At 68.4% G+C, this 13923-nt stretch carries 17 protein-coding genes; 10 read left to right on the top strand and 7 right to left on the bottom strand.

The genetic code is table 11. The features are described 5' to 3' along the window. Nucleotides 1-2 precede the first annotated feature (2 nt). Entirely contained in the window at nt 3-719 is a 717-nt protein-coding gene (locus tag ACGFH6_RS38935) for a GNAT family N-acetyltransferase (protein ID WP_393394860.1), read from the top strand. On the opposite strand, the gene ACGFH6_RS38930 is transcribed toward ACGFH6_RS38935, so the two are convergent. Beyond that, nucleotides 720-1169: a MarR family winged helix-turn-helix transcriptional regulator gene (locus ACGFH6_RS38930; RefSeq protein ID WP_393394857.1), complete on the bottom strand. Its 450-nt coding sequence runs from the start codon at nt 1167-1169 to the stop codon at nt 720-722. Between the two features lie 52 nt (nt 1170-1221). On the opposite strand from ACGFH6_RS38930, the gene ACGFH6_RS38925 reads away from it, so the two are divergent. After that, nucleotides 1222-2247, top strand: coding sequence for a GNAT family N-acetyltransferase (locus tag ACGFH6_RS38925; protein WP_393394854.1), 1026 nt, complete (start codon nt 1222-1224; stop codon nt 2245-2247). Here ACGFH6_RS38925 and ACGFH6_RS38920 read toward each other — a convergent pair. Together ACGFH6_RS38920 and ACGFH6_RS38915 are read right to left on the bottom strand one after the other, a co-directional pair. After that, a complete protein-coding gene (locus ACGFH6_RS38920; protein WP_393394851.1) occupies nt 2244-3479 on the bottom strand; it encodes a DUF1700 domain-containing protein in 1236 nt (411 codons plus the stop codon). The genes ACGFH6_RS38925 and ACGFH6_RS38920 overlap by 4 nt on opposite strands. Beyond that, nucleotides 3476-3805 carry a PadR family transcriptional regulator gene (locus tag ACGFH6_RS38915; protein WP_131365736.1) on the bottom strand — a complete coding sequence of 110 codons (330 nt, stop codon included), beginning with the start codon at nt 3803-3805 and terminating at the stop codon, nt 3476-3478. The genes ACGFH6_RS38920 and ACGFH6_RS38915 overlap by 4 nt, the downstream gene beginning before the upstream one ends. A gap of 160 nt (nt 3806-3965) precedes the next feature. Between ACGFH6_RS38915 and ACGFH6_RS38910 the strand changes: the two genes are divergently transcribed. Continuing rightward, entirely contained in the window at nt 3966-4892 is a 927-nt protein-coding gene (locus tag ACGFH6_RS38910) for a helix-turn-helix domain-containing protein (protein ID WP_393394847.1), read from the top strand. Here the strand turns inward: ACGFH6_RS38910 and ACGFH6_RS38905 are convergent. Continuing rightward, a complete protein-coding gene (locus tag ACGFH6_RS38905; protein WP_393394844.1) occupies nt 4826-5677 on the bottom strand; it encodes a prolyl oligopeptidase family serine peptidase in 852 nt (283 codons plus the stop codon). The two genes, ACGFH6_RS38910 and ACGFH6_RS38905, sit on opposite strands and share 67 nt — an antisense overlap. 40 nt (nt 5678-5717) lie before the next feature. After that, the gene (locus ACGFH6_RS38900) at nt 5718-6308 is read right to left on the bottom strand and encodes an NAD-dependent epimerase/dehydratase family protein (protein WP_393394841.1); all 591 of its coding nucleotides are present in this window, start codon (nt 6306-6308) and stop codon (nt 5718-5720) included. Between ACGFH6_RS38900 and ACGFH6_RS38895 the strand changes: the two genes are divergently transcribed. Both ACGFH6_RS38895 and ACGFH6_RS38890 read left to right on the top strand, forming a co-directional pair. Next, nucleotides 6298-6447 (top strand): hypothetical protein, encoded by a 150-nt coding sequence (locus ACGFH6_RS38895; protein WP_393394838.1) that lies wholly within the window; start codon nt 6298-6300, stop codon nt 6445-6447. The genes ACGFH6_RS38900 and ACGFH6_RS38895 overlap by 11 nt on opposite strands. Before the next feature lie 14 nt (nt 6448-6461). Beyond that, entirely contained in the window at nt 6462-6896 is a 435-nt protein-coding gene (locus tag ACGFH6_RS38890; RefSeq protein WP_393394835.1) for a GNAT family N-acetyltransferase, read from the top strand. A gap of 315 nt (nt 6897-7211) precedes the next feature. On the opposite strand, the gene ACGFH6_RS38885 is transcribed toward ACGFH6_RS38890, so the two are convergent. Beyond that, a complete protein-coding gene (locus tag ACGFH6_RS38885) occupies nt 7212-9152 on the bottom strand; it encodes a Xaa-Pro dipeptidyl-peptidase (protein WP_393394832.1) in 1941 nt (646 codons plus the stop codon). Between the two features lie 201 nt (nt 9153-9353). Between ACGFH6_RS38885 and ACGFH6_RS38880 the strand changes: the two genes are divergently transcribed. The 3 genes from ACGFH6_RS38880 to ACGFH6_RS38870 all read left to right on the top strand — a co-directional run bounded on the left by ACGFH6_RS38880 (nt 9354) and on the right by ACGFH6_RS38870 (nt 12308). After that, the gene (locus tag ACGFH6_RS38880) at nt 9354-10334 is read left to right on the top strand and encodes a LacI family DNA-binding transcriptional regulator (RefSeq protein WP_393394829.1); all 981 of its coding nucleotides are present in this window, start codon (nt 9354-9356) and stop codon (nt 10332-10334) included. A gap of 15 nt (nt 10335-10349) precedes the next feature. Continuing rightward, nucleotides 10350-11264: a 1,4-dihydroxy-2-naphthoyl-CoA synthase gene (locus ACGFH6_RS38875; RefSeq protein WP_238162770.1), complete on the top strand. Its 915-nt coding sequence runs from the start codon at nt 10350-10352 to the stop codon at nt 11262-11264. A 78-nt stretch (nt 11265-11342) separates the two neighbouring features. Next, complete coding sequence (locus ACGFH6_RS38870) at nt 11343-12308, top strand: hypothetical protein (RefSeq protein WP_393394825.1); 966 nt, start codon at nt 11343-11345, stop codon at nt 12306-12308. A gap of 73 nt (nt 12309-12381) precedes the next feature. Here ACGFH6_RS38870 and upp read toward each other — a convergent pair whose 3' ends face one another. Then, nucleotides 12382-13023: a uracil phosphoribosyltransferase gene (gene upp, locus ACGFH6_RS38865; protein ID WP_131365749.1), complete on the bottom strand. Its 642-nt coding sequence runs from the start codon at nt 13021-13023 to the stop codon at nt 12382-12384. 106 nt (nt 13024-13129) lie between these two features. On the opposite strand from upp, the gene ACGFH6_RS38860 reads away from it, so the two are divergent. Beyond that, nucleotides 13130-13300, top strand: a complete 171-nt coding sequence (locus tag ACGFH6_RS38860) for a hypothetical protein (protein WP_165556040.1) — start codon at nt 13130-13132, stop codon at nt 13298-13300. Between the two features lie 96 nt (nt 13301-13396). Further along, a complete protein-coding gene (locus ACGFH6_RS38855) occupies nt 13397-13894 on the top strand; it encodes a tRNA adenosine deaminase-associated protein (protein ID WP_337589493.1) in 498 nt (165 codons plus the stop codon). Nucleotides 13895-13923: the final 29 nt, after the last annotated feature.

The raw sequence follows: 13923 nt of genomic DNA, 5'->3' as shown, positions 1-13923 counted from the left end.
GCGTGCGCAAGATTCTGACGTCGGCCGACCTGATCCGGGCGAGTGCCGGCGATCCTTTGATCGTCTGGGCGGGGCAAGGCTTCAGCGAAGGCGTCCAGGCCTGGTACGACGGCGACGCGGTGGCCGTGGCGGCGCCGGATCTCTCGAAACGGGATCGACTGGCTGTCGCCGGGCCCGTGGACGCCGTGGCTCGGTTGACGTCGAAGGTGGTTGCCGAGGTAGGACCGACGTACCGCCCTTTTGGTGACGAGCAGTTGCTGCGGGAGCTGGCGGATCTCGTGCCGGGGATGGAGTTCTCGGCGTCGTTCGGCTGGATGGACACGGCCGAGGTGCCGGTGGTGACGACCACGGCGGCCTGGCTCGACGGCGACGACGGCGTGGAGGAGTTGCTGGCGGAGGCCTCGCCGTCGTCGTACGCGTGGCCCGGGCGTGGCGGCGTACGGCGGTGGGCGGCGTTGACCGGTGACGGTGGTGAGCTGCTGAGTATCGCGGCTGATGCCTGGAGTGCACCGGAGGTCGGGTTCCTGGCCGGTGTCGCCACCCGGTCCGTTGCTCGAGGCAAGGGGTTGTCGCGGCAGGTGTGCGGGTTCGTGACCGCTGAGCTGGTCAAGCGGCACGGGCGCGCGGCGCTGATGGTGGATCGCGACAACGCTGCCGCGATCGCGGTCTACCGGCGGCTCGGCTACACGTATCGCAGCGTCGCCGCGGCCCACCTGTGATCAGTCCGGCAGGTCGGCGATCCGGGTCGAGATCCGCTCCAGGACTGCGAGCTCCTCAGCGCTGAGGTGGTCGATGAACCGCCCACGGACCGAGTCGAGGTGACCTGGCGCGGCCTCGGCGAGGACCTCGAATCCCTGGTCGGTCAGGTGGTAGATCGAGCCGCGGGCGTCGGACGGATCCGGCTCCCGCTCGATCAGCCCGCGCGCCTCCATCCGGGCCGCGTGGTGCGACAGCCGGCTGCGTGACCACTGCATCTTCTCCGCGAAGTCCTTCAGTCCCCAGCGCCGGTCCGGCTTCTCCGACAGCGTGCTCAGCACCTCGTAGTCGGCTGTCGAGAGACCGAGTTGGTTCAGGTCGCGAGCCAGCCGCGACGGTACGACGGTCAGCAGCCGGCGGACCGCCCGCCACGCCCGCTCCTCGTCGGTGCTCAACCATCGGGTTCCGGTCACGGGCCGATCCTACTCTTTGACGTGTCAAAGATGGCGAGCTACGCTCTTTGACGTGTCAAAGAAAATCCTGGTCGTCATCGCCAGCACCCGCCCCGGCCGGCTCGGGCCTGCGGTCGGTGACTGGTTCACCAGCGCCACGGCGGCTACGGCGGCCGAGCTCGGAGTGGAGCTCGGCGTGGCCGATCTGGCCGAGATCGGACTGCCGTTCCTCGACGAGCCGGAGCATCCAGCGACCGGCAACTACGTGCACGAACACACGCGCGCGTGGAGCCGGAGGGTTGCAGCGGCCGACGCGTTCGTCTTCGTGACAAGCGAGTACAACTTCGGGATGCCTGCGACGTTGAAGAATGCCTTCGACTATCTGCATGCCGAGTGGGCGTGGAAGCCCTGCCTTTTCATCGGGTACGGGAACACGTCGGCCGGGACGCGCGGCGTACAGATGGCTCGTGGTGTCGCCACGTCGCTACGCATGTTGTCGATCGGCGGGGACATCTTCCTGCGGATTGTCGACGATGTGCGGGACGGGCGCGTGATCGCGACGGATCGGCTGACTGTGCGGGCTCGCGGTGCGCTCGTCGAGCTGAATCGAGTGGCCGACGTACTGCGGCCGCTGTACCGAGACGGTGAGGACATTGTTCCGGTTGCTGTGAGCGATGCCGCGGAGCTGCTGGTTCTGCAGCGGTGCTGCTGGGTTGATGAGGCGATCGCCAACTCGCGACTCGATCTTCCGGCGCTGCTGGAATCGGAGGGCGAGGTCGCGGAGGGTCTGCGTACGTGGTCGACCTGGTGCGTGCGATCGGGCGGGCGCATCGTCGGCTCGGTGCGTGCGCGCCGCGATGGAGATGCTTGGGAGATCGGTCGGCTGATGGTGGCGCCGGATCGGCGTCACACCGGTTTGGGGCGGCGGCTCCTCGCCTTCGCCGAGGGGCAGGCGCCGAATGATGTCGCGGCCGCCACGCTCTTCACGGGTGAGCACAGCGACCGCAACATCCTGCTGTACCAGAAGGCCGGCTATGCGCTGTCCGCCGACCCGGCGCCGGTGGGCGCCGTACGTCTCACCAAGTCCCTGGCCGCCTAGCGGGTCGGCGAGACCGTCAGCGTCACTCCCGGCTTCGGCGTCGGGGCCTTGGCGGTCGGCTGGGTGCTCTTGGCCGGCGTCGGGTTGGGAGTCGGCGTCGGGTTCGGAGTCGGGGTGGGCGGGAGCGACGTGGCCGGGGCCGGTGGCGGTACGAACGGCGCCTTGGCGGAGTCCTTGCAGGTTGCCTCGTCGACGTTCCCGTTCTCGTCCGGGCTCACCACGGCCTGCGGGAAGAGGTTGCCGGTCTGTGGCTGGTTCCTGCCGTAGTTCGCCGCGCAGTCCTGCAGCGGCAGGCTGATCGGGTTGCCGTCCTGGTCGTACAGCCGCACCGAGACCTGCTTGCCCTGGGCATCGAACGGGTAGAGGTTCGACACGTTCGTGCCGCCGTACATGAGCCCGTCCGGCGGGTTGTACGACGACGAGCTGCCGCGGTAGTCGCCGTAGTTGTTGAGGAACCCGAACGACGCACCCATGTACGCCGCGGCCAGGAAGGCCGGGACGGCGATCGTCGCGACGACGTTGAGGGGTACGACGTACCAGAGCCAGCGGCGGTCCTGCTGGGTCCGACGGCCGATCCAGATCGAGACCGCGGCGCCGGCCACCGCGCCGACCACGGTGACCGCCCCGGCGCCCCACAGCGCGAAGAACCCGCCGCCGCCGATCACGCCGCGGACCACCCACCAGACCGGCTGGCCGATCGAGACGAGCTCGTACCGGACGTTCGGCGGGATCTGCTCGATCATGCCGCGGATCGTGGTCGCGCCCTGCTCACCTCGAGGAGTGTCCAGCACGATCCTGGGGTCGTGACCGCGCAGCGCCCGGACCCCGAGGTACGCCGCGCCGAACAGCACCGCGAACCCGACGAACCCGAAGAACGCGCTCTCCGCGTGCGACCAGGCGAAGACGCCGACGGCAACGAAGAACGGGCCGACGGTGGCCGCGATCAGGCCCCAGCGCAGCGCCTTCCGGCCGGCGTCGCGATCGGCCACCGGCTGCGTCCGCGGGGGATACCCGGCCGCGGTCCGCAGTTCGTCGGCGTACTGCCGCGGCGTACCCAACCGCTCCCGCAAGGCGGCGGAGGTCGGCTCCTCGTCGAACTCGCCGGCCACCTCGGAGAGGTGACCGCTGACGTCCTCGAGCACGTCCTCCAGCTCGCCGGCCGGCAGGTCGCTCAGCTCGGCCCGCACCTGGGCCAGGTAGGTCGCGACCGCTCCGGTCAGAGTGCTGTTCACGCCGCCTCCTTCTCCAGCAGCAGCACCGACATCGTGTCGGCGAAGTGGTTCCAGGTCTTGGTGGACCGGTCGAGCAGCTCACGGCCGGTCTTGTTCAGCCCGTAGTACTTCCGGTGCGGCCCTTCCTCGCTCGGCTGCACGTACGACGTCAGAGCACCGGCCGCGAACAACCGCCGCAACGTCCCGTACACCGATGCGTCCGCGACATCCTCCAGCCCCGCCGCCCGTAGCCGCCGCAGTACGTCGTACCCGTAGCCGTCCGCATCCCGCAGCACCGCGAGCACCGCAAGATCCAGCACACCCTTGAGCAACTGGCTCGTGTCCATGACCCTCCCTCGGCGCACCGGGAGGACGGACCCCTCAGACCACCCTCCCGGTGCTCTGCCCAACACACTACTACACACTGCGGAGTACTCCGCACCGCGATAACCCGTGGTCCGCAATTTCGATCAAGTGTGGTGGGGCCGGGGAGTGCAGAGTGGGGGTATGGCGGATGTGTTCGAGGAGTTCGTGGCAGTGGTGGCCGAGGGGCTGGCCGGGCCGTGTGAGGTGGTGAACGGGGCCGATCTCGCGGGGCGCGTGCATCTGTCGCGGTTCCACTTCGATCGGGTGATCGGGGCGGTGGCCGGAGAATCGCCGTTCGCGTTCCGGCGGCGGTTGTTGCTGGAACGGGCGGCGTACCGGTTGCTGGCCGAGCAGGTCGCCGTACTGGATGTCGCGGTGGAGGCCGGGTACGGGTCGCACGAGGCGTTCACGCGGGCGTTCGCCAGGGCTTATGGGATGTCGCCGCGGGAGTGGCGGCGGGAGGCGTCGCGGGTGTTCTTCCTGACGGCGCCCAGTGGGGTTCATTTTCAGCCACCGGCGGGTCTGCGCCTGCCGGCCAGGGAAGAGGTGAGAGGCATGGACGTACTGGTCAGAATGGTCGAGCACCACGTCTGGTTGACCGGCGAGATGATCGAGCGCGGTGGGCGGCTCGACGCGGCGACGCTGGACCGGCCGATCGAGCTCTCGGTGGAAGGGATCGACGACGACATCTCGATCCGGTACCTGCTGGACCGGCTGGTCTGGCAGGAGGAGATGTGGCTGGCGTCGGTGGAGGACCGGCCGTTCCAGGTGCCGGAGTGCGGGCGGCAGGTGGTCACACCGATCTCCGAACTCCGCGTCCGGCACGCGGAGGCGGGATCGCGGTTCGTTGCCCTGGTCAACCAGTTGAACGAGGACGGCCGCTTCGACGAGAGCTTCGTCGACACGACGTGCGAACCACCGCGCGTCTTCACGTACGGCGGAATGGTCGCGCACGTACTCACGTTCGCCGCCCACCGGCGCTCACTGCTGATCGGCGCCTTCTACACCGCCGGCACCACCGACCTCGGCTTCGGCGACCCGATGCATTTCGTAGCCGAAGCCAAGTAGTACCGGAAGAACCCGGCGGCTTCGCCCGCAACGTCGTACCAAGTCTGGCCCTCGTAGCGGGCGTCCGGATCGGGGCGGAGGTTGTGGTGACCGCCGTCGACCGAGATCAGCCGCGTGTCCGCACCAGCTTCCATCAGGGCGCGATGCAGGCGCTCGGACTGCTCGTAGGGGACGGTCTCGTCGCGGGTGCCGTGGATGATCAGGATCGGCGGTGCGTCGGCGGTGACGTGAGCGATCGGGCTGGCGGCGCGCAACTGTTCGGCGTGCGTGGTCACGTCGCCGCCCACGAGAGCCGTCACGGGGGACGGTCGATCGATCCGCATCTCGCCGCCCGGTCGCAGGAGATCGCTCGGGCCGCTGATGGTGACGACGGCCTGTACGTCGGCGCCGGGCATGAGGCCGGCCAGGGCAGCGAGGTGACCGCCGGCTGACTGTCCCCACATGCCGATGTGCTCGGTGTCGACTGGGAGGCCGAGCGGATTGGATCGCAGCCAGGTGAGGGCTGCTTGGACGTCATGTAGTTGGGCGGGGAAGGTTGCTTGGCCGCTGTGCCGGACAGAGATGGCAACGGTCAGGAAGCCTGCCTGGGCGAGTGCCGGGTTCACGAACGGGAGCATGGCCGACGATCGGTCTCCGGGGCCCCAGGCTGGACAACCGTCGATCCGTAGTACGGCTGGGGGCGGCTTGGGCGGACGCTTCGGCATGAGGATGTCGAGGCGGAGGGGGATGCCGTCCGGGCTTGCGTACTGGATGTCCGGCAGGAAGGTGCGGTCGGTGTCAGGCATTTGCTCGTAGCCTCCTCCGCGGCCGGGTGGGGATCCAGAGCTATGGGACGGTGATTACCGCGGGGGCGCTCGGATTGGTGAGGGTGTGGAGGTAGGCGGCGGCCACCACGGCGGCGGGGGTTGAGTTCGGGACGTCCCAGTCGGGCGGGATGCTCTCGGTGACCCAGCCTGGGGACACGACGTGGGCGCGGATGCCTTCGGGGAGCTCGCGGCGGGCGGCGGTGATGAAGGCGGCGAGTGCTGCGTTGACAGTCGTGCCGCCGGATCCCCCGTCCAGCTCCGGCGCCGCACCGCCGGTGAGTACGACGACGCCGTTCGTCATCACGGTGGCCGCGACCCGCAGTGCTTCGATCTGGCCGAAGAGTTTGCCGGCGAAGTCCGTCTGGAGTTGGGCCGGTGTGAGTTCACCCAACGGGCGCAACGGCGTACCAGGACCAAGGCACACGAGGGCGTCGAACGGCGCCAGGGCTGCCAGCGCATCCTCGAGCGACTCCGGCCGGCTGAGATCGACCGGCGGCTCCGACGACCGGGACACGCCGGCAACCTCGTGCCCCTCGGTCTTGAGAAGGGCAACAAGCGCACTCCCCAACGTGCCCGCGGCCCCGACCACGACGATTCTCATGACGACCATCAGTACCACGCAAGGGTTTCCCGGGCGGGCGGAGAATCCTGAGTGTGCTGCTTGGTCTCCGGCCGAGGACGCGGTGCAGGAGGCCTGGCTGAGGCTGGCGCGTCAGGATGCGGACTCGATCGACAACCTGGCCGGCTGAGTAGTCTGCGGGTTGTGAGTGTTGCGATCGAGGTGCTGGGTGAGATCACCGACGAGGTGGAAGAGGCTTTCGGCCGGTTGATGCCGCAGTTGTCGGCGTCGGCCGAGCCGCTCGACCGGGAGGCGTTGGAGCGGTTGGTGGCTTGTCAGACCAACACGGTTCTGCTGGCGCGTAGTGGTGACACGATCGTGGGCACGCTGACGTTGGTGATGTTCCCGATTCCCACCGGCCTGCGGGCGCGGATCGAGGACGTCGTGGTCGACGACGCAGCACGCGGCCAAGGAGTCGGCGCTGCGTTGACCGAGGACGCTCTTCGCATCGCGCGGTTGGCAGGCGCCAAGACAGTCGACCTGACGTCCCGCCCGTCGCGCGCAGCAGCAAACCGCCTGTACCAACGCCTAGGCTTCCAACCCCGCGAGTCCCAGGTCTACCGATTCACGTTCGAGTAGGACCGTGCCCACCTGAGGAGCACTACACCATGGTGTGGGCAGCAAGCCGGGCGACGCACGAGTCCGGCGCGAGCAAGGAACGGGTCCGGGTGGGAACAGTCGCGTAGCACGCGACAGCAGAACCATGTGCAGGCAGATCCCGGTGACTTCTGCCGCCGGTTATCCCCTCGTCTTGCGGGTTCTCCGTGCGCACACGAGCAGATAACCCACAACACGAGCGGATATCCGCTTGTTGTGACTGCGGTGGGGTTCGCGCCTGCAACGGAGTCGAGGCCTGCAGCAGGCGCGTGGGGGGAACTACCCGGGCGGACTGGCTCAGTTGGTTGGGTCGTGGAGGTCCGGGCGTTGGGACGGGGTCTTGATGTCAACGTCGATCGGCTGGACCTTCGCGGGCGCCGGGACCTTGCCGGTTGTGAGCGGGAGGTTGAGTTGGCTGCCGGCCAGGTCGATGTCGATGGTGGCGCCGGTGTCGTTGGGGGTGGTCCACTCGGTGTCGGACAGGGTGACGGCGAGGCCGAGGACGCGGCCCTCCGGGATCACCTCGTCCTGGGCGCGGAGAGGGACGTTGACCGTGGTCCACTTGCCGGGCGTGAGCGGTTTCGGCTTGCTCATTGAGGCGCTGTGGGCGGCGTCGATCCAGCCGCGGCCGACGATGCCGTGGTCGCTCTGCTCGGTGACCTTGTCGACAGTGAAGTAGCAACTGTCGTCGTAGTCGACGCTCGACCCTTCACACGTGCTGTCATCGGTACGACGTACGCCGGTGTACCGCTCCGCATCGCCGTACTCGATCAGGCGAGCGGTGACCGGCGTGGTGATCGAGTCGGACTTGATCTTCAGCGTCACCGTCGGCGTACCGCTGATCCGGATCGACCGCGGCAGTGGCGCGGACAGGAACATCTGCCGGCCCGCGATCACCTCGGACGGGTCGGCGACGATGTCGTCCTCGGTCAGGTCCGGATCGTCGGTGACGGTGACGGATCCCTTGCCCAGGGCACCTAGTTTGCCGGCGGACAGCGGCACCGGGATCGAGTGGTTCACGGCCGGCCAGGTCTTGTAGTCGCGCCACACGTCGGGCGCGGTCTCGACCGATGCCATCGGCTCCTTCATCACGCCGTTCTGCAGGCCCTGCAGCCAGTAGTCGAACCACTTGTGCAGTTCGTCGACCCAGGCGTCGCGGCGGAACTCGAACGGATCGACATGGTCCTCGAGACCCAGCCAGAGCTTGCGCGGCACGTTGTTCTTCGCCAGCGCCGCCCACCACTGGGAGAAGTGGTTGGTCTGCACGTTGTAGTCGCTCAGACCGTGCGTCATGAACACCGACGCCTTCACCTTGCCGGCGTCCTTCAGGTAGTCCCGCTCGGCCCAGAACTTCGTGTAATCGCCGGTTTCGTCGTCGTCGTTGTCCCCGAGATCACCGCGAACCGCTTCACAGGCAGGGCTGTCGTGCCCGACGTACCCGCCCAGCCAGGGCATGTAGTCGTCGGAGTACGGAACGCCGCCGGAGCGGGTGTAGTCGTACCACGAGGAGATCGCCGAGATCGGCACGATCGTCTTCAGCCCCCGGACGCCGGTCGCCGCGACACCGTTGGCCAGCGTGCCGTCGTACGACTTGCCGATCATGCCGACCGCGCCGTTGGTCCAGGTCGCGCGCACTGGTCGACCGTCCGCGGTGTGTGCGCTGTTGCGGCCGTTCAGCCAGTTGATCACCGCAACAACGGAGTCGATCTCGTCCTTGCCGCCGACGTCGCCGCAACCACTCGACCGGCCGGTGCCGACGACGTCGACGCCGACCACGGCGTACCCGCGCGGGACGAAGTAGTTGTCGTAGTACAACGGCATCTTCTGGATGACGCCGTTCTCGTCGTACGTCTTCTTCTCGCTCTCGTTGCCGCGTCCGCAGCAGGAGTAGTACGGCGACGCGTCCATGATCACCGGGATGCGCAGGCCGGTCAGTTCGGTCTCGCTCGGCCGCACGATGTCGACCGCGATCACGTCGTCCTTGCCGTCGGAGTCGGTGTCCATCGTGGTGTCGACGTACACGGACTCGCGGACCGCGGAGGCGTAGTCATAGATCGGCTCGGTGCTGTGCCTGGCCGGGTCGACGTACGGCGGTACGCCGGTCACGGCCGGTGCGGGAGCGACCGGCGTACCGGAGTCGTCCGGGAGCGGAGCAGCCGCGGCGGTACCGGTGACGGTTGCAAGGCTGAGCACGGTGGACGAGACCAGGATCGTCACCCTGGCGCGGACGGTCGTCATGGCTGGGAAGGCTAGTCACTCCCGCGTCCCAATGCCAGGCTCTGCCGGTATTGGCAGCGACTTGACTGCACACAGCGTGACCGGTCGCGGCTGCGCAGCGGTGACGGAGCGCGAATTCCGATAAGGTGACCGCCACCGCCCCGGGGGAGAGTACGGAAGGGTAGGCCAGTGAATCTTCGAGCACCGGTGACATTGCTGGACGTGGCACAGCGCGCGGGTGTGTCGGTCGCGACCGCCTCTCGCGTGCTCAATGGCGGGGACCGGGTGCCCCGTCCGGAGCTGCAGGAACGGGTCAAGGCCGCCGCCGACGAACTCGGCTACACGCCGAACGCGCAGGCGCAGGCGCTGGCGAAGTCGTCGACGAACGTGGTCGGCATCCTCGTGCACGACATCGAGGACCCGTACTTCGCGGCGATCGCGAACGGCGTGATGCGGGCCGCGGACGAACGCAACCTGCTGGTGATGATGGCCAGCACGTTCCGCGACTCCGACCGCGAGATCGCCTACCTGTCGTCGTTGCGGGCGCAGCGGGCGCGGGCCGCGGTGATGATCGGCAGCCGGCGTACCGACGAGGAGAGCCTTGCGCGGACGGCGACCGAGGTCGAGACGTTCCTGAACTCCGGCGCCGGCCTCGCCCTGGTCAGCCAGTCCGGGATGCCCGCGCACACGATCGAGCCCGACAACCGTGCCGGTGCGGCCGAGATGGCGCGTTCGCTGGTGCGGTTGGGCTGGCGCAAGTTCGCCGTACTCGGTGGACCGGACAGTCTGGCGACCGCGCGCGATCGGCGCGACGGATTCGTTGCCGCACTCGCCGAGGCCGGACTGCGGCCGCTGGTGGTGCAGGCCGGCGAGTTCACTCGCGACGGTGGGTACGCCGCTGCCGGCGAACTGCTGGATCGCAAGGCCGACGTGGATTGTCTGTTCGCGGTGAACGACGTGATGGCGGTCGGCGCGATGTCCGCGTTGCGGGCGCGCGGGGTCGACGTACCGAACGAGATCGGCGTGGCCGGCTTCGACGACATCGCGACGCTGCGGGACGTGTGGCCGGGGCTGACCACGGTTCGGCTGCCGCTGGAGCAGATGGGCCGGCGTGCGCTCGAGCTGGCGATCGCGGGTGGCGAGCCGACCACCGAGACGTTCAAGGCCGAGGTGGTCCTGCGCGAAAGTACCGCCAAAGCCTGAAATATGCTCGCGGACGTGACCGAATCCGCGTTCGTCTCCGAGATCTTCGACCCGTCGGCCTGGAAGCAGGTCGACGGGTTCGAGCTGACCGACATCACCTACCACCGGGCGGTCGACGCCGGGGTGGTGCGGATCGCGTTCAACCGGCCCGAGGTGCGCAACGCGTTCCGGCCGCACACGGTGGACGAGCTGTACCGGGTGATGGACCACGCGCGGATGTCGACCGACGTCGGCTGCGTGCTGCTCACCGGCAACGGACCGTCGCCGCGGGACGGTGGCTGGGCGTTCTGCTCGGGCGGCGACCAGCGGATCCGGGGCAAGGACGGTTACAAGTACGCCGAGGGCACCACGGCGGACAGCATCGACCCGGCGAAGGCCGGCCGGCTGCACATCCTCGAGGTACAGCGGTTGATCCGGTTCATGTCGAAGGTCGTCATCTGCGTCGTACCCGGCTGGGCCGCGGGTGGCGGGCACAGCCTGCACGTGGTCGCGGACCTGACGCTGGCGTCCGCGGAACACGCGCGGTTCAAGCAGACCGACTCGGATGTGGCGTCGTTCGACGGTGGCTTCGGCTCGGCGTACCTGGCCCGGCAGGTGGGGCAGAAGTTCGCGCGGGAGATCTTCTTCCTGGGCGACGAGTACTCCGCGGAGGACGCGTACCGGATGGGCATGGTGAACAAGGTCGTGCCGCACGCCGAGCTCGAGGCGGTCGCGCTGGAGTGGGGCCGGAAGATCTGCGCGAAGTCGCCGACCGCGCAGCGGATGCTGAAGTACGCCTTCAACCTGATCGACGACGGGCTGGTCGGGCAGCAGTTGTTCGCCGGCGAGGCGACCCGGCTCGCCTACGGCACCGACGAGGCCGCCGAGGGTCGCGACGCGTTCCTGGAGAAGCGCCCGGCCGACTGGTCGCCGTACCCGTACGCGTTCTAACACTCTTGGATGATTAGTTAGCAGAAAATCTTGCGCGGACTGCTGACAGTTCGCGGTAAATCGCTTACGGTCGGCGCTATGGACAACCTCTCCCGCCGTGGGTTGCTGGCCGGTGCCGGTGCGATGCTCGTCGCCGGCGCCGTCGGATCACCCGCCGCCGCCCGCACAGCCAGCCTCCCGCCGAGCCGACGTTTCGCCCTCGACGGGCCGGGTGGCGAACTGTTCCGCAGCAAGCCGCTGGCCGATGTGACCGTCATGCAGTCGATTGCCTTCGACAACGTGAACCAGCGGCTGTTCTCCGGGCAACTGCGCTCCAAGACAGCCTCGAACAGCGGTGATCTCACGCTGACGCGGCTCAGTCTCGCCGGTGACGTCGTCGGGCACATGTACCTGAGCGGGTTCGGCCACGCGGTCTCGATCGGGGCCGAGGCGGTCGGGCGTACGACGTACCTGTGGACCGAGACCGATGTGGACACGGTGAACGCCCGGGGCCGCCAGATCGCCCGCTTCCGCTGGCAGGACGGCGCGACGCTGACCAAGGACTCGCCGGGGCTGCGGAGCTGGAAGCCGGTCGCGGACGGTGCTGTCTTCACACCGTCGGTCGACCAGCGGCACGGACAGATCGGGATCCGGCACACGCTGTCCGACGGCTTCCACATCAACGTCTACTCGCTGATCGCCGCCCGGGCGGGCAACTTCTCACGACCGATCGCGTCGTTCAAGCAGCCCGCGATGACCGAGGGCATCGACTTCCAGGGCTGGGCGCTGTACGGCTCGTACGTCTACCTCTGGGAGGGTGAGGCGTACGCCGGTGCGCCCGATCCGGCACTGTTCACTTCGAAGCTCTGGTGCTTCGACATCAACAGCGGCCAGGTCGTCGAGTCCGTGCGGATCCTGGACGGGGCAGACCTCGTGTATCGCGAGGCCGAAGGTGTTGGGGTGCACGTCGACCGCTTCGGGCGCCCGCGGCTCTGCTTCGGCTTCGCCTCCGGTGTCACCGGCGACCGTCGCGCCAACCTCTTCTACCGCGACACCTTCGTCTGACGGCTACTGGGCGACGCCGTACAAACGATCACCGGCGTCGCCCAGGCCCTCTTCCCAACAACTGCTTTTTCTTTTACTGCGCGACGCCGTACAGGCGGTCACCCGCATCGCCCAGGCCGGGCACGATGTAGCCCTTCTCGTTCAGGTGCGAGTCCATGCCCGCGATGACGAGGTTGCAGGGGACGTCGAGGTGGGTGAGTTCGCGTTCCACGTGCTCGACGCCTTCGGGCGCGGCCAGCAGGCAGATCGCGGTGATGTGGTCTGCGCCGCGATCGACCAGGAACTGGATCGCCGCGGACAGCGTCCCGCCGGTCGCCAGCATCGGGTCCAGGACGTAGCACTGCCGACCGGACAGGTCCTCCGGCAGGCGTTCGGCGTAAGTCGACGCCCGCAGGGTCTCCTCGTCGCGGATCATGCCGAGGAAGCCGACCTCCGCGGTCGGCAGCAGCCGCGACATCCCCTCCAGCATGCCGAGGCCGGCCCGCAGGATCGGGACGACCAGCGGCTTCGGCGCGGACAGCTTGACGCCCTGGGCCTCGGCGACCGGGGTCTGCACGGTGACCGGACCGGTGCGGACGTCGCGGGTCGCCTCGTAGGCGAGCAGCGTGACGAGCTCCTCGGTCAGCCGCCGGAACGTGGGCGAGTCCGTGCGCTCGTCCCGCAGCGCGGTGAGCTTGTGGGCGACGAGCGGGTGGTCCACGACGAGGATCTGCATAAGCCGGAACGGTACCGTCGGCGATTCGGCGCGGGAAAGCTCGCTCGCTGTCAGACTCGAAAGTGCATTGGAATGAGCCCTGCCTCGCCCCCCAGGGAGTACGCCGATGACGGACAGCGGTGCCAAGACGCCCGAACAACTCGATCGCCTCCGGCGCCGCGCCGCGTTCCTCCGGGAGCTCGAGGAAGCGCGCGCACTCCGGGACCGGATCGCACCCCGGCGAGCCCGGGTCCGGCAGCTGCGGGAAGCGATGCGCAGAGCGACGTACCATCACTGAGAGCAAGTGTTGTGACTCCGTGTGTTCGCGGTACCGATATCACGTCGAGATCGCGAATATCTCCCTTGTACGGCGCGAGTCTGCGACGATGATCCGGTGTCTGATGCCACGGCAGGGCCGATGACCACCGACCTCGACTTCGCGGTCGCCGCTTACACCGAGGACGGCGTCTGGAACGTCACCCCGCTGGTGCTGCGCGGTGAGCCTGAGCTGTCCACCCTGGTGTCGGCCCTGCGCCGCTACCCCGGTGAGGCCGGGGTGCTGGGGATGATCTCGGTCGACGAGGACTTCTTCCTGCTGCTGCGCGTGATCGGCGGCCGGGCCCGGTTGCTGATCTCCGACGTCACCGCCGCGACCGAGTGGCCGCTGGCCCGGCAGGTGGTGGACGAACTCGACATCCCGCTGGCCGATGACGACGACGAACAGGTCCCGGCCGGTGACCTGGCGATCATCGCCGACCTCGGCATGAGTGCGATGGACCTGGGCGCGCTGTGCGACGACGTCGACCTCTACCCGGAGGAGATGCTCGAGGAGGTCGCCGAGGCCCTTGGGTTCGGCAACCAGTTCCACGAGGCGATCGAAGCCCTTGGTTAGCCCGGCGGTCCAGCGGGAGTGGGCCCGGC

Origin of the sequence: Kribbella sp. NPDC049227 (assembly GCF_043197265.1) — a bacterium.
Taxonomy (GTDB): Bacteria; Actinomycetota; Actinomycetes; order Propionibacteriales; family Kribbellaceae; genus Kribbella.
This window is presented reverse-complemented; position numbering and strand designations above follow the sequence as displayed.

Bases quoted from the DNA above. Each gene is read 5' to 3' on its own strand.
- ACGFH6_RS38915 (WP_131365736.1), bottom strand. From the start codon at position 3,805: ATGGACACGAGCCAGTTGCTCAAGGGTGTGCTGGATCTTGCGGTGCTC.
- ACGFH6_RS38870 (WP_393394825.1), top strand. From the start codon at position 11,343: ATGGACAACCTCTCCCGCCGTGGGTTGCTGGCCGGTGCCGGTGCGATG.
- ACGFH6_RS38885 (WP_393394832.1), bottom strand. From the start codon at position 9,152: ATGACGACCGTCCGCGCCAGGGTGACGATCCTGGTCTCGTCCACCGTG.
- ACGFH6_RS38900 (WP_393394841.1), bottom strand. From the start codon at position 6,308: ATGGTCGTCATGAGAATCGTCGTGGTCGGGGCCGCGGGCACGTTGGGG.
- ACGFH6_RS38910 (WP_393394847.1), top strand. From the start codon at position 3,966: ATGGCGGATGTGTTCGAGGAGTTCGTGGCAGTGGTGGCCGAGGGGCTG.
- ACGFH6_RS38895 (WP_393394838.1), top strand. From the start codon at position 6,298: ATGACGACCATCAGTACCACGCAAGGGTTTCCCGGGCGGGCGGAGAAT.
- ACGFH6_RS38905 (WP_393394844.1), bottom strand. From the start codon at position 5,677: ATGCCTGACACCGACCGCACCTTCCTGCCGGACATCCAGTACGCAAGC.
- ACGFH6_RS38860 (WP_165556040.1), top strand. From the start codon at position 13,130: ATGACGGACAGCGGTGCCAAGACGCCCGAACAACTCGATCGCCTCCGG.
- upp (WP_131365749.1), bottom strand. From the start codon at position 13,023: ATGCAGATCCTCGTCGTGGACCACCCGCTCGTCGCCCACAAGCTCACC.